The sequence below is a fragment of the Halomonas sp. LMYGS-3 genome (assembly GCF_059509875.1).
In genome coordinates this window covers 55,480-68,789 of the sequence record NZ_JCAKFQ010000025.1, presented here as the reverse complement: position 1 = coordinate 68,789, position 13,310 = coordinate 55,480, and the positions used below count along the sequence as shown (strand labels likewise).

Annotated in this window: 13 protein-coding genes; 7 read left to right on the top strand and 6 right to left on the bottom strand. The window is 56.7% G+C overall.

The genetic code is table 11. The features are described 5' to 3' along the window. Positions 1 to 282 precede the first annotated feature (282 nt). The 4 genes from pta to AC5W54_RS18340 all read left to right on the top strand — a co-directional run bounded on the left by pta (position 283) and on the right by AC5W54_RS18340 (position 2,802). Positions 283 to 1,308, top strand: coding sequence for a phosphate acetyltransferase (gene pta, locus AC5W54_RS18355; protein ID WP_495963542.1), 1,026 nt, complete (start codon positions 283 to 285; stop codon positions 1,306 to 1,308). Positions 1,309 to 1,314: 6 nt separating this feature from the next. Continuing rightward, the gene (locus AC5W54_RS18350) at positions 1,315 to 2,127 is read left to right on the top strand and encodes a TSUP family transporter (protein WP_495963541.1); all 813 of its coding nucleotides are present in this window, start codon (positions 1,315 to 1,317) and stop codon (positions 2,125 to 2,127) included. Positions 2,128 to 2,275: 148 nt separating this feature from the next. Then, positions 2,276 to 2,449, top strand: coding sequence for a hypothetical protein (locus AC5W54_RS18345; protein ID WP_495963540.1), 174 nt, complete (start codon positions 2,276 to 2,278; stop codon positions 2,447 to 2,449). 14 nt (positions 2,450 to 2,463) lie between these two features. Continuing rightward, complete coding sequence (locus AC5W54_RS18340; RefSeq protein ID WP_495963539.1) at positions 2,464 to 2,802, top strand: NAD(P)-dependent oxidoreductase; 339 nt, start codon at positions 2,464 to 2,466, stop codon at positions 2,800 to 2,802. A gap of 307 nt (positions 2,803 to 3,109) precedes the next feature. Here AC5W54_RS18340 and AC5W54_RS18335 read toward each other — a convergent pair whose 3' ends face one another. The 4 genes from AC5W54_RS18335 to AC5W54_RS18320 form a co-directional block, all read right to left on the bottom strand. Beyond that, a complete protein-coding gene (locus tag AC5W54_RS18335; RefSeq protein ID WP_495963538.1) occupies positions 3,110 to 3,853 on the bottom strand; it encodes a TSUP family transporter in 744 nt (247 codons plus the stop codon). Positions 3,854 to 3,932: 79 nt separating this feature from the next. Beyond that, positions 3,933 to 5,204, bottom strand: a complete 1,272-nt coding sequence (gene metK / locus AC5W54_RS18330) for a methionine adenosyltransferase (RefSeq protein WP_495963537.1) — start codon at positions 5,202 to 5,204, stop codon at positions 3,933 to 3,935. A 240-nt stretch (positions 5,205 to 5,444) separates the two neighbouring features. After that, on the bottom strand, positions 5,445 to 6,806 hold the full coding sequence (locus AC5W54_RS18325; protein ID WP_495963536.1) for an acetyl-CoA carboxylase biotin carboxylase subunit: 1,362 nt from the start codon (positions 6,804 to 6,806) through the stop codon (positions 5,445 to 5,447). Between the two features lie 36 nt (positions 6,807 to 6,842). Further along, positions 6,843 to 7,064, bottom strand: a complete 222-nt coding sequence (locus AC5W54_RS18320; protein ID WP_495963535.1) for a biotin/lipoyl-binding carrier protein — start codon at positions 7,062 to 7,064, stop codon at positions 6,843 to 6,845. Positions 7,065 to 7,307: 243 nt separating this feature from the next. Between AC5W54_RS18320 and AC5W54_RS18315 the strand changes: the two genes are divergently transcribed. The 3 genes from AC5W54_RS18315 (at position 7,308) to AC5W54_RS18305 (ending at position 10,099) form a co-directional block, all read left to right on the top strand. Further along, on the top strand, positions 7,308 to 8,165 hold the full coding sequence (locus tag AC5W54_RS18315) for an HTD2 family dehydratase (RefSeq protein ID WP_495963534.1): 858 nt from the start codon (positions 7,308 to 7,310) through the stop codon (positions 8,163 to 8,165). 70 nt (positions 8,166 to 8,235) lie between these two features. Continuing rightward, positions 8,236 to 9,111 carry an HpcH/HpaI aldolase/citrate lyase family protein gene (locus tag AC5W54_RS18310; protein WP_495963533.1) on the top strand — a complete coding sequence of 292 codons (876 nt, stop codon included), beginning with the start codon at positions 8,236 to 8,238 and terminating at the stop codon, positions 9,109 to 9,111. Positions 9,112 to 9,280: 169 nt separating this feature from the next. After that, positions 9,281 to 10,099 (top strand): TrmB family transcriptional regulator, encoded by an 819-nt coding sequence (locus AC5W54_RS18305; protein WP_495963532.1) that lies wholly within the window; start codon positions 9,281 to 9,283, stop codon positions 10,097 to 10,099. A gap of 70 nt (positions 10,100 to 10,169) precedes the next feature. On the opposite strand, the gene AC5W54_RS18300 is transcribed toward AC5W54_RS18305, so the two are convergent. Beyond that, the gene (locus tag AC5W54_RS18300; protein ID WP_495963531.1) at positions 10,170 to 11,021 is read right to left on the bottom strand and encodes an alpha/beta hydrolase; all 852 of its coding nucleotides are present in this window, start codon (positions 11,019 to 11,021) and stop codon (positions 10,170 to 10,172) included. A gap of 96 nt (positions 11,022 to 11,117) precedes the next feature. Continuing rightward, positions 11,118 to 13,307, bottom strand: coding sequence for an acetate--CoA ligase family protein (locus AC5W54_RS18295; protein ID WP_495963530.1), 2,190 nt, complete (start codon positions 13,305 to 13,307; stop codon positions 11,118 to 11,120). Positions 13,308 to 13,310 lie beyond the last annotated feature (3 nt).

Here is a 13,310-nt window from a genome sequence, read left to right as displayed (position 1 = left end):
ACCGGTTGGAGGACGTGGGGCCGGCGCTGCAGAAGGCGATCGACCTGCAGATGACCGAGGGCAAGACCTGCATTCTCGAGATCATGTGCACCCGCGAGCTGGGCGACCCGTTCCGCCGCGACGCGCTGAAGAAGCCGGTGCGCCTGCTGGAGAAGTACCAGGACTACGTCTGAGGCCGGTCAGTTCAGTGGCAGTGGTCTTCCCCCGGCCTGGCCGGGGGTTTTTTCTCCAGGGACTTTTTCTTCAGGGCGATGTCATGCCCGAGTGCAGGAGGTCTGTGATATGAAAGCACTGAACCGGATACTCGACCGTGCCCGCCATTCGCCCCGGCGAATCGTGCTCTGCGAGGGCGAGGACGAACGCGTTCTCCGGGCGGCGATCCAGGCTGCCGACGGCGGTATCGCTCGAATTCTGCTGGTAGGGGATCGTCAGGCGATCACCTCGACGGCGGCCACCCACGGGGTCGACCTGGCAGGAGTCGAGCTGATCGATCCTGCCGACTCACCCCTGACCGGCTCCCTGGCGGAGGCGCTCCATGCGCTGCGGGAAAGGAAGGGGATGACACGCGAGCAGGCCGAGGAGGCGGTACGTGAGCCGCTGTGTTTCGCCAATCTGTTGGTGCGGGAAGGGCATGCGGACGGCTCGGTGGCCGGTGCGGTTCACACCACGGCCGATGTGGTGCGCACGGCCATCCAGATACTGGGCGTCGCGCCCGGCTGCAAGCTGGTCTCGAGTTTCTTCCTGATGATGCTGTGCAAGCCGTTCCATAGCCTCAAGGGCGGCATGATCTTCTCCGACTGCGGTCTGGTCATCGACCCCGATGCCGATCAGCTGACGGAGATTGCCATGGCGGCGGCCGACAGTGCCGAGACGTTACTGGGTGAGGCACCGCGGGTCGCCATGCTCTCCTTCTCGACCAGCGGCAGCGCACGACATGGCAAGGTGGACAAGGTGGTAACGGCCGCTCGCAAGGTGAAGGAAGCGCGCCCTGGACTGGCCATCGACGAGGATGTCCAGCTCGATGCCGCCATCGTGGCCGAGATCGCCGAGCGCAAGCTGCCGGACTCCCGAGTCAGGGGCAACGCCAATGTATTGATCTTTCCCGACCTCGAGGCCGGCAACATCGGCTACAAGCTGGCCGAGCGCATCGGCGGCGCCGAGGCTATCGGCCCGTTGCTGCAGGGGCTGGCCAAGCCCGCCAATGACCTGTCTCGGGGTTGCAGCGTCGACGACATCTACCACGTCATCGCCGTGACCACGGTGCAGGCCCAGGCTGCTGAGTCGCGGAGCGATGGCAGCGCCAGTTGATCGCCCATGAGCCTCGAGATTCCCCTGGCATTTATGGCTTCTTTGACCGTAGGGCTCGAGCCCGGGGCATTATTGGCGACGCTGGCCATCATGGCCGTGGCCGGTTACCTGCATACGGTGTCAGGCTTCGGCCTCGGTATGATCGTGATGGGGGCAGCCGGGGGGTTCGGGGTGGCCTCGGTCCCGGTGCTGGCGGCGGTGGTCAGCCTGGTCACCCTGGTCAACAGTGCCGTGGCGCTGCCAGGAGGGTGGCATGATCTGGGATGGCGACGGGTCACAGCGCTGACGGTGGGCATCGTGCCGTTCATTATGGTGGGCGTTTGGGCCTTGTCATGGCTGAGCGCTACCTTCACGGTCCTGCTGACCCTGTTGCTAGGCACTCTGGTGCTCTACGGCGGGATCAGCATCGGTCTGCATCCACGTCCACGTCATCAGGTATCCGCCTCCTGGACCTTTGCCGTGAGCGGCGCCTTAACGGGCCTGTGCGGAGGACTGTTCGGCGTGCCCGGTCCACCGGTCATCTACCACTGTTATCGCCAGCCGCTGCCGATGGACACGATACGGCTGTTACTGATCCTGTGCTTCGGGATCACCTCTGGGGTACGCACTCTGTTCGTCGCGAGCCAGGGTGACTTGACGATGGATGTCTGGGGGCTCGCCCTCTGGTCGATGCCAGTGGTGGCACTCGTGACATGGTTCGGACGCCGCTACCCACCGCCGTGCTCGGCTAAGGTCATGCGCCAGGCTGCCATGCTGACACTGATCGGCTTGGGGGCTGCGATCATGTTGAAGAGCATTCTCTCTCTGGTAGCGAGGTAGCAACGTATCCGCTGGCCCGGGCGTTCGGTGCTCCTGTTGGAGCTGGCCGGTTCTAGAGTCAATGATATCGCTGGTAGCGAGGAAAGTGCTTTCATATCCAGGGTGACCGGCATCAAGTTCATGGCGCTAGACAAGGATCGAACAAACGATGACCCTTGCGGTATTGCTTCCTTTCATGGCGATCGCTGCTGTCGCCGGTTACTTCCAGGCGGTAACCGGGTTCGGTATGGGGATGATCGCGGTGGGGGCCTCCCGTGAGTTGGGCATTGCTTGGGTGAATTCTGTTGCCGTCGTGGTCAACTTGATGACGCTAATTAGCTGACCTTCCAACTATCTTTGGTAGAGGGGACGAGGGGCATTGTTGGTCAATCTGACCTCGCTCGAATGAAGGGGTCATCGATCCTGGTCAACACCAGCCGTGCAGCGCTGGTGCAACCCGGGGCCCTGTTGTCGGCGCTGAAGGCTGGGCGACCCGGCTTTGCGGCGGTTGATGTTTATGAGGATGAGCCAGCTGTGAATCATCCGCTTATCGAATTGGACAATGTAGTGTGCACCCCTCACCTCGGGTATGTTGAACGGGATAACTACGAACTGTACTTCGGGGAGGCATTCGATAACCTTCGGGCTTTTTACGAAGGGAAGCCGCAGAGCATCATCAATCCGGAAGTTCTTTAGCCAAGCCATTACCGGAGTGGTATGTTTCCTGCAAACGAGAGAAGGGCCAAGAATTTCATCCATGGCCTCAAGGATGAGGCGATCCATGGGGAAGGGTTCGAGGCCTGCAATGCCATGCGGTGGCAGATGTTCGAGTACATCTAGATGGCTGCAACCGGCAATGTCGGGACTGATCAGTCCCGAGGGCATGTAGGCTAGATACATCGCTTAGAGTGATGTCCCCATGCGAGACAAGATCGGTCCATGGAAATTGTTTGAAAGGCCGACCGGATTTCCCACCAGTTCCCGTCTCCGATAGGAGTGAGGTTCAGTCCCATGACAACAAAAATAGCCATTGGATAAAATAGAAGATACCAATAGCCGTAACAATCCAGCGTGCTAAAGATTTGAAATTGGCATCAGTCATGCGCATTAGTATATAGTTGCCGACATTAGTGCCAGCTATAGCTAAAGGCGCAGCCAGTAAAATAGCTCCCCATTCACCTTTGCTCAATGATAAGGCTGCCTCAAGATAGAATATTGTTTTTATTGCGTGAGATATGACTTGGATAGTGGCCTTGGTAGCTACTATCTGGCGTCGCCCCATGTGAGTACGAATGAAGAAAATATCGATCAGAGGGCCAGATACACCAGCAGCAATGGTAAGCCCTCCGGCGGTAAGTCCACATCCTAATGCATGACCAGATCGTGAAGCGTCCAGTTTAATCCAGTTGATAGGCATCCATACCAAAAGAGGCATCAACCCTATTGCCAGGGAGATGGTGGCGGCATTGGGCGTGTAATTGACTATCAGCAATATTCCTGCGGCTAGCAGTACCCCTGTCGTTATCTTTGCGACGACAGGCCACACAATGTAGTTACGAGATATCCAGGCACGTGAAAAATTGGCCGAAAACTGGATTATGCCATGCACAGCAATTGCTGCTGTTGCGGGAAAGAGTAGAACCAAAAACCAGAGGAGAAGTAGTCCCCCGGCCATACCAAAGACGCCGGACAGGGCTGATGTCAAAAAGACAGATAATAAAAATATTGTGCCTGTCAGTAGGTACACAGCTAGTGGGCTCCAGTTATATGGAGAAGTAGTGTCATGAACTCTTCCCCATATGGAAAGTCATCACCTTGATGATGTGTCATATGGAATGTTGTTTACCCGTGAGGGATTGTTGTCCAGTAAGCTGCGGCTGAAGATCTGCAAGATTCCTGAGCTTTTCTGCCTTGTCAGTCCTTTCCCATGTGAACGCAGTAAATATTTCACTTTGTTCATTTCCTTCAGCATCCGACCAAGTATAACAGTGTTCAAATGGTTCGCGCCCAAAATGGCCATACGCGGCAGTCAGGCGATACATGGGATGCATAAGGTCAAGCATCTCGCAAATTGCATGGGGACGAAGATCAAAGTTGTCTCTGATCAGCTCAATGATCATTGTTTCGCTGATACGATTAGTTCCAAAAGTGTTTAAGGAAATTGATGTGGGGCTAGCTACACCAATCGCGTAGGAAATCTGAATTTCACAGCGCTCTGCCAAGCCGGCAGCGACAATGTTTTTAGCAATATACCGGCCTGCGTAAGCAGCACTTCGATCGACTTTGGAAGGATCTTTACCTGAAAAACCACCGCCACCATGACGTGCCATTCCCCCGTATGTATCTACCACTATTTTTCGACCAGTCAGTCCACAATCTCCTACAGGCCCCCCGATGATAAATTTTCCAGTGGGATTGATGTGAAACTGAGTATGGTCGGACAGCCATTCGTTTGGCAGCACATGTTCTATTACCTCTCGCTTGACTATCTTGCGAAGCTTGTCTGTGGAGATTTCGGGATCGTGCTGAGTTGAAAATACGACTGCTTCGACGGATTGAGGACGCCCATCAGTACCGTAGCGGAATGTAATTTGGCTCTTTGCATCTGGGCGCAACCAAGGCAATAAACCATTCTTGCGTAGCTCGGCGTGGCGCTCTACCAGGCGGTGTGAATAATGGATTGGTGCTGGCATGTAGGATTCGGTCTCATTGGTCGCGTAGCCGAACATCATGCCTTGGTCACCCGCGCCTTGTTCTTCAGGTGTTTCGCGATCAATACCTTGTGAAATGTCGTTACTTTGTTTTCCGATTAGATTGAGGACACCACATGTCTCACCATCAAACCCGACGGAAGATGAAGAATAGCCTATATCGAGTATCACTTGGCGAACCAAGTGTTCAAGATCAATCCAGGCTTTGGTTTTAATTTCTCCGGCAATAATGGCTACGCCAGTCTTGACCATGGTTTCACAGGCGACACGAGCTTTCTTGTCTCGAGCCATGATTGCATCGAGGACCGCATCGGATATCTGGTCTGCAATTTTGTCCGGATGACCCTCAGAGACAGATTCAGAAGTGAACAGTGAGTATGCGGACATGAGCGATCAATCCTTAGGGTTGCCATGGAAATTTCTAGCTAAGTGTTTTAAAGGAAACATCGTGCCTTGTGGTTGATGAGAGGATATATAGAGGGAGATTTCATCATGATTTTTATATGTATGCGGATGAATAATAGATTGCGGTTAAAGATTTAGTGTTGAACGCATAGGTCTTCCTGGTGCTCGGGGTGCCTTAGGCGGCACCCCGACAGGGATTGACAATAGTAATTCCGAAGAAAGTCAGCTATTGATGAGGTCGGGAAGACGCTTGTCGATGAAGCCGGTAGATACTTTCCCCGACACAAAATCCTGATGCTTTAGACAACTTTTTAGAAACTGCGTATTGGTTTTTACGCCTTCAATTTCAACCTCGTCGAGGGCCTTGAGCATCCTATCAATGGCCTTGGGGCGAGTCTCTGCATGGCATATGATCTTGGCAATCATCGGGTCGTAGAAGAACGTGACCTGATCACCCTCCTGGAATCCACAGTCGATACGAATATCGTGGGTCTCATCCGGCAACTTGAAGCGCGCCAGAGGGCCCGGCGATGGCATGAAATTCTTGGCGGGGTTCTCAGCATAGATGCGGCACTCGATCGAGTGGCCTTGGTGAGCAATGGACGCCTGCTTGATGGGAGAAAGGTCCTGCTGTGCCAACTTCATCTGCATGCCAACCAGATCTGTACCGGTGCACATCTCGGTGACAGGATGCTCGACCTGAATCCTCGTGTTCATTTCCAGGAAGAAAAAGTCGAAAGTAGCGGCATCGACGACAAACTCTACAGTACCTGCGCTGGAATACCTCTGATGCTGACAGAGTGATGCAGCCACGCTTACCATCTTTTCACGTACCGCCTCGGGCAGCCCAGGTGCGGTGCTCTCTTCGATCACCTTCTGGTAGCGCCGCTGCAATGAACAGTCACGTTCATAGAGGTGGATGGCCTCGCCATTGCCGAAACCAAAGACCTGCACTTCGATGTGACGCGCATTCGCGATGAAGCGCTCCAGGAATATCGTCCCATCCCCGAACGCCTTTTCGGCCATGGACTGGGTGGCCTGTGCAATTTCCAGGAGCTGTTCGGGGAACTCGACGAGACGCATGCCAATACCGCCTCCACCTGCCGAGGCCTTGACCAGCAGTGGATAACCCACGGCCTTTCCGGCTTCCTCGATGTTGTCTAGCTGGCCAACGTTGAAACGAGGACTCCCGGGTAACACGGGGACCCCGGCCGCTTTGGCGATTTCCCTTGCCCGTTCCTTGTCCCCCATGTCATCAATGCTCTGAGGGCTCGGGCCGACCCACTTCAGTCCAGCATCCTCCACTGCTCTCGCAAATCGGCTGCTTTCCGATAGAAAACCATATCCTGGATGAACGAACTGGGCACCGGATTCCAGGGCAACTTTCAGGACCTTGTCGGCAACCAGGTAGCTTTCCTTGGCAGAGGCGGGGCCCACGGGATAGGCCTCATCGGCCATCTTGACATGCAACCCCTCAGCATCTGCCTCCGAGTATACCGCGACTGTGGTAAGACCCAGCTTCTTGCAGCTCTTGATGATTCGACAAGCGATCTCTCCGCGGTTTGCTATCAGCACTTTATTCATATAGTGAGCTCCTCACACTCGCTGGAAGGTCGTTGCTTATGCCTCTATGACGGCCACCACATCACCTTCCGTTGTTACATCCCCTTCCTTGATACGGAGATCCTTGATGACACCATCTTCCGGAGACAGGATGGGAATTTCCATTTTCATCGACTCAAGGACAACCAGAACCTGCCCTTCCGTTACGGTATCCCCTTCATTTGTTTCGACTTTCCAGACGTTTCCGGTGATCTCTGTCTTCACGTCGATCAGGGTCATGAGCTTCTCTCCGATGCCTTGACTGTTAGTGGTAGTGGACAGGGGGCGAAAGGCATGCCCCAGGATGACCAGGCCCACGCTGCCAGGGTAGCGGCTCAGCGGGATGGCCAGCGCGGTTTCATGATACTACAATCATGGTGGTCGTTCTTGCAACTACTATTGCGTTCGGCTAGGATCGAGCTTGAGAGGGCGGGGCCTGAGACCGCTTTACTACACACTGCCGAAGGCAACGGGAGAAGAGTTATGGCCTTGGATCTGGAGTATCTTCAGAAGTGGATCGGTAACACCGAGACGGCAGAGGAGGAGCTTGAGCTCTGGCCGGTGACAGCCATGATGGCGGCGCTCGACGTGCCTGCCGAAGATTGGCCGAAGCGCGGCGCCACACTTCCACCCACGGCGCATTGGAATTATTTCGTCCCGAGGGTGCCGCAGTCGAAGATCGACTCGGATGGCCACCCTCAGCGAGGTGACTTCCTGCCACCGATTCCCTTGCCGAGACGTATGTGGGCAGGGAGTCGGATCAAATACTACAATCCTTTGATTATCGGTGAAAAAGTAACCAAGACCTCGACTGTGCAGGATATAAAGGTAAAGGAAGGTAAAAGCGGATCGTTGGCTTTCGTCACGGTCAAGCACGCTTATTCCAATTCCGAAGGAGTGGCCCTGGAGGAAGAGCAGGATCTGGTATACCGGGATAACCCGCCAGCCGCAACCGGTGTGCCCGAGCGCAAGCCCGCTCCTGAGGGCGCCGCATGGAGTAGGGAAATCCATCCGGATACTCCGCTGCTGTTTCGTTACTCGGCCGTTACCTTCAATGCCCACAAGATCCATTATGACTATCCCTATGCGACTGAAGTGGAAGGCTATCCCGCACTCATCGTGCATGGTCAACTGATTGCCACTTTCCTGATCGACAATTGGCAACGCAACAACCCGAATAGTACGGTGACCCAGTTCTCGTTTCGGGCCATGAGTCCGTTGTTCTGCGGCGAGACCTTCAAGGCCGAGGGGAAGCCCACTGAGGCGGAAAATGAGGGAGAGCTCTGGGCCTGCACCACCAGTGGTGGCCTGACCATGCAAGCCAACGTGGCCTGGAGGTAGACTCGCCTCGGTATACCATTCATGGCAGGACAAACCTGCCCCGTGCCGCCAAGATAGAGGAACAAGAGCGATGACCGCGAACGCACGTCCACGTCGTAGTGTGCTTTACATGCCGGGATCCAATGCCAGGGCGCTGGACAAGGGACGCAGCCTGCCGGCCGATGCCTTGATCATGGACCTGGAGGATGCCGTTGCGCCTGGCGCCAAGCCGGAAGCCAGAGACCTTATCCTGGAAGCTCTGGAGGCCGGTGGTTATGGCCACAGGGAGATTGTTGTCCGTGTCAATGGGCTCGACACCCCCTGGGGGCACGACGATCTGATGATGGTCGCACGCTCGAAAGCCGACGCGGTGCTGTTGCCCAAGGTGGAAAGTGCCGACACGGTCAGGCGTGCCGAGGCAATCCTGAGGGCAGCACAGGCCCCGGAGTCCCTGGCCATCTGGTGTATGATGGAAACCCCAAGGGGGATTCTCCACGCCGAGGAGATTGCCGACGCCAGCAGCCGCCTGGAAGTGCTGGTGATGGGCACGTCCGACTTGGCCAAGGACCTGCATTGTGCGCATACCGAGATGCGGCTTCCCATGCTGCATAGCCTGTCCACCTGCGTGCTGGCTGCGCGAGCTGCCGGCCTGGCCATCCTCGACGGGGTCCATCTCGACCTCAATGACGATGATGGTTACCGTAAGGCATGCCGTTCAGGCCTGGAAATGGGTTTCGATGGCAAGACCCTCATCCACCCCAAGACGATTGAGGTGGCAAATGAGGTCTTCGCCCCGAGCGATGAGGATGTCGCCTGGGCTCGAAAGATCATTGCGGCATATCATGATGCCGTAGCGGAGGGTAGTGCCGTCGTCCTGGTAGATGGTAAGCTGATCGAGAATCTCCATGTCGAAGGCGCCGAACGTATCGTGAGACTCGTCGAGGCCATTGAGAGCCGAGGTGCGTAGTTATATGAGTTATCTGAGCTTTTATTTCAACACATAGATTCATGATGCACGGGCCAGTCCGTATGCCGGGCAGCTTCTGCAGACTGAACATTTCAGGCAGTACCGGAGGTAAGTTTTGGCAAACCGCTTACGCTTTGACGAAAGTATCTCGAGTGGATTGTCCAGCGAGATGCAGAAGCTGGGCTTCACGGACTATGAAGCCAAGATATACATTCAGCTTCTTCGGATGCACCCGGTCACTGCCTATGAGTTGAGCAAGGTCACCGGCGTTCCCCGCGCCAATGCCTATCACGCGCTGGAGAGCCTGACCCGTAAGGAAGCCGTGCAGCCCGTGAGCGAAGATCCGGTGCGTTTCGTGCCGGTTCCTCCTCGGGTACTGCTCGAGGGCATTGCCAGTTCCACCCAGAGGCGATGTGATCTGCTCACTTCCCAGTTAAACTCGCTGAGCAAGAGCGAAGACTCACAGTATGTCTGGACAATCTCCGGTGAGCCCGCCGTGGATGAGCGCATCAAGCAGATGGTGCTTAGTGCGAGCAAGTGTATCTGGATCAAGGCACAGGACCAGGTGCTTCGACGTCACGAAGATGTGCTGCGCAGTATGGCCAATTCTGGCATCGAGGTATTTATTATCCTCTTCGGAGAGGACGCGGAAGAGTTTCGTTACTCGGATGATGTCAAGATATATCTACACGAGGGTAACGGCAAGACGATAGGCACGGCCGATAACCTCTTCACGATCACGGTGGATCATGAACAGTTGTTGACCGCTAATGTGCAGGGCAAGGTATTTGCTTCGTATACCCGCAATCAGCCCATTATCACCACGGCTGAGTCATTGATAAGGCATGATTATTACATGGCTGAAATCATGATTCGGTTCAGCGACGAGATCCAGGAATCCTTCGGCCCGCACCTGAAGTCACTGCGTGAATCGCGCTTTACACCAGAGCAGCTGGAGCGCTTCTATCAGCAACTTGACTTGAGTTAACCTGCCTTGACCCGCATGACACCACCCAGGCCCGATATCTGACAGGGTCCATGACACCGGTTTGCCTACTCTAACCCGCGCTTCCGGCTCGGGGTCTATACCATGCCGGTCGATGGTCATACAGGAAGCCTGGAATGCGCTTGTTCAGCCAACAGTGTATCGCGTTGGCGACCTCCATTCCCCAGGGGCCCAGCATCAGCGCATGTGAGGCGCCCGGTACACGAATATATTCTCCCGAGTAGAAGTCGGCATAGGTGGGACCGAACTGGTTGCGGTCATGTTCAGCATCGACCGCCAGTACCGGCGCCCGGATCAGTGCCGGGTCCACCGACACGCGACCGCGCCCGGTCTGGTTCATGACACTGGGAGTTTCCGGTACCAACCTCGAATGGAACTCGGCATAGTCCGCATCATCGATAGTGCCGAACATGTGCCGCCTGACCTGTTGATAATCAGGTATCGAAGGGCTGCCGGACGGCAGATCCTTCGGCCTGCTGGCTCCAAGCCCTCTGGGCGGGCCAGAGCCCAACAGCACCAGCGCTGCAAGCTCAGGCAACCGCTCAGCCGCCTTCTGGCCCACCACGCCACCCATGCTGTGTGCGACCAAGACGAAAGGCGAGCCAAGCCAATCGGCGACCTTCAGTACATCACTCACATAGTCATCGGGCTGGAGTTCGAGGAATTGATGATCCTCGATAGTGTAAGAACCTGGATGATTGCGTAGCGAGAGGGCGATGGTACGCCAGCCGGCCAGCGCATAATATTCTTGCCAGGCTTCATAGACCCACCAGCCCTGATACGCGCCGTGCAGGAACACGATGGTAGGCATCGGCGGGGGAAGATAGGCGGGCATGACCTCGTTGACGAACAGCCCATCAATGAGATGTGTGGAACGCCTGGTCGCTGCAGACATGTTGTTCATGGGTAACTCGCCAGTCCAGAGGCAATGTATCGATCGACACAGTTATCAATCGGCACGGGCTGGCCCTTGGGCCAACCCGCAGGTCCTGATCCGCCACTACCGCTGGCGAGCGGCGAAGCGAACTTCCATGGTTTGAACGACCGACAGCGCCTGGGCGGCGTTGGTCACCTCGTCATAGACAGGGATGCCGACAGCCAGTGCCTGCTGGCGATACTTGCGCTTGATGTCATCCAGCTCCTGAGAGCCGTCGGAACGGAGTACCAGCAAGAAGTGGGCCCTTCCCGGATGGGTGATTTGCACATGTTCCGCGACCTTGATCAGGTTATCGACAGGATCCTTGTCACTGCGCCCGACAAAGGAGGCAAGGTTCAGATGCATGACGATGGCATCGGGGTTGGACGTATCGTAGACCCTGTCCAGGATCTTGCCGGCGATCCACCCATTCTCCTCCTGCAAGGTGCCAACCGGGGCATCGATGGGGTTGGCCACACTGGTACCCGGTGGCAGTTCCAGCGCTTCCAGGGCGGCGCGGGTTTCCGCGGCGAAGGGTTCAATGTTGAGCCCAAGCTCGGCGAAGTAGTCAGTGGCCAGCACCCCCGTACCACCACCATTGCCGAACAGCACGACCTGGCGAGTCGGGCGCTCCGGCCTCAGGGTTGTGTTCTGGAAGGCCAGCAGGGTATCGATGAACTCATCGACGGAGGAGACCATCGAGCAGCAGGTTTGCTGGCACAGCGCATCCCAGGCTCGCTGGTCGCCGGCGAGTGCGCCGGTATGGGAGGCGGCCGCGGCATTGCCTTGGGTGGAACGGCCACCCTTGAGGATCACCACCGGCTTGGTGGCTTCCTCCGAATTGAGCAGCTCGAAAAGTCGGCGACCGTCCTTGACCCCCTCCAGGTACAGCCCGACGACCTTCGTCTGTGGATCCGCGAAATAGTACTCCAGAAGGTCCGATGGCCCCAGGTCGGCGCTGTTGCCCATGGTCACGACGCCACTGAAGCGCACGCCGCGCCACTGGCCACGCTTAATGATATCGGTACCCAGGCCACCGCTCTGGGAAATGATGCCGACACTGCCCACTTCCTCCGGTGGATCGACGGGAAAGGTGACTCTCCCGCGGGGAGAGTACATGCCCAGGCAATTGGGACCGATGACACGGCAACCACCCTGACGCGCACTCTTCACCAGCTCCTCCTCGAGTGCCTTGCCCTCCTCGATCTCGCCGAAACCACTGGACAGTACCTGGGCAAACTTGACGCGGCCATTGGCCGAGGCAAGCAGCTCCGGGATGCGCTTCGCGCCGATGGCGATATAGGCGTAGTCGACGAGGTCAGGGGTATCGGCGAGGCTCGGATATGCCTTGAGCCCCTCCACCTCATCGGCCTTGGGATGGATGGGGTAGAGTTTACCGGCGTAGCCATAGGCCTTCATGCGCCGGATGAAGGTGTTGGCCATGGTGACGCCGGTGGTGGATGCTCCGACAACTGCAATGGACTTGGGCTCGAACAGCGGTGTATACCGGTCGATGACGGAGAGGCCGTCATCGGGTGCGTCAGGTACGGCTGCGGGCTGATTGGCATCCGGCGACGAAAGGATAAACCGTGCATCGGCGGCGATGGCACCGGTGCTGGACACGATGAGCGGGTTGATATCGACTTCCGTCAGTTCCTCGTCGAGCTCCATCAACAGGCCATCCGGGCCGGCCAGACGCATGATGACATCGACGATGGCACGCTTGTCGACGGCTTCACCGCCGCGGACGCCGTCGAGAATGACAGCGCCCCTGAGATCCTCAAGCATCTGCCAGGCATCCTGTTCGCCGATCGGGCAAATCCGGAAGGCCACATCCTTAAGAACCTCGACGAAGATACCACCTAGACCGACCATCACCATCGGGCCGAAATAGGGATCACGCACCGCCCCGACCACGATCTCCTGGCCGGGAGACAGCATTTCCTCGATCAGGAATCCCTCGACATTGGCTTCCTGGATCAAGGGCTGTTTGGCCATGGTCTGGATGGCATCGACCACATCGTCGGCACCCTGAAGGTTCAGCATAACGCCACCGGCATCACTCTTGTGCAGGATATCTGGTGATACCACCTTGACGACATAGGGGGCCTTAAGGTCACGGAGGGCCGAAGACACATCCTCGGCCCCCTTGACTTGCACGGAGCGCGGCGCCCTGACACCGAAGGCTTCGAGAAGTTGCTTTCCTTCGGCCTCGGTCAGCGAGTCGCGCCCGGCCTTACGTGCTTCAGTAATGACGTGCAATGTATCGTTCATTGA

Coding starts and splice junctions, on each gene's coding strand:
- AC5W54_RS18300 (WP_495963531.1), bottom strand. CDS start 11,021: ATGAACAACATGTCTGCAGCGACCAGGCGTTCCACACATCTCATTGAT.
- AC5W54_RS18310 (WP_495963533.1), top strand. CDS start 8,236: ATGACCGCGAACGCACGTCCACGTCGTAGTGTGCTTTACATGCCGGGA.
- AC5W54_RS18295 (WP_495963530.1), bottom strand. CDS start 13,307: ATGAACGATACATTGCACGTCATTACTGAAGCACGTAAGGCCGGGCGC.
- AC5W54_RS18305 (WP_495963532.1), top strand. CDS start 9,281: ATGCAGAAGCTGGGCTTCACGGACTATGAAGCCAAGATATACATTCAG.
- AC5W54_RS18350 (WP_495963541.1), top strand. CDS start 1,315: ATGAGCCTCGAGATTCCCCTGGCATTTATGGCTTCTTTGACCGTAGGG.
- AC5W54_RS18320 (WP_495963535.1), bottom strand. CDS start 7,064: ATGACCCTGATCGACGTGAAGACAGAGATCACCGGAAACGTCTGGAAA.
- AC5W54_RS18345 (WP_495963540.1), top strand. CDS start 2,276: ATGACCCTTGCGGTATTGCTTCCTTTCATGGCGATCGCTGCTGTCGCC.
- metK (WP_495963537.1), bottom strand. CDS start 5,204: ATGTCCGCATACTCACTGTTCACTTCTGAATCTGTCTCTGAGGGTCAT.
- pta (WP_495963542.1), top strand. CDS start 283: ATGAAAGCACTGAACCGGATACTCGACCGTGCCCGCCATTCGCCCCGG.
- AC5W54_RS18325 (WP_495963536.1), bottom strand. CDS start 6,806: ATGAATAAAGTGCTGATAGCAAACCGCGGAGAGATCGCTTGTCGAATC.
- AC5W54_RS18315 (WP_495963534.1), top strand. CDS start 7,308: ATGGCCTTGGATCTGGAGTATCTTCAGAAGTGGATCGGTAACACCGAG.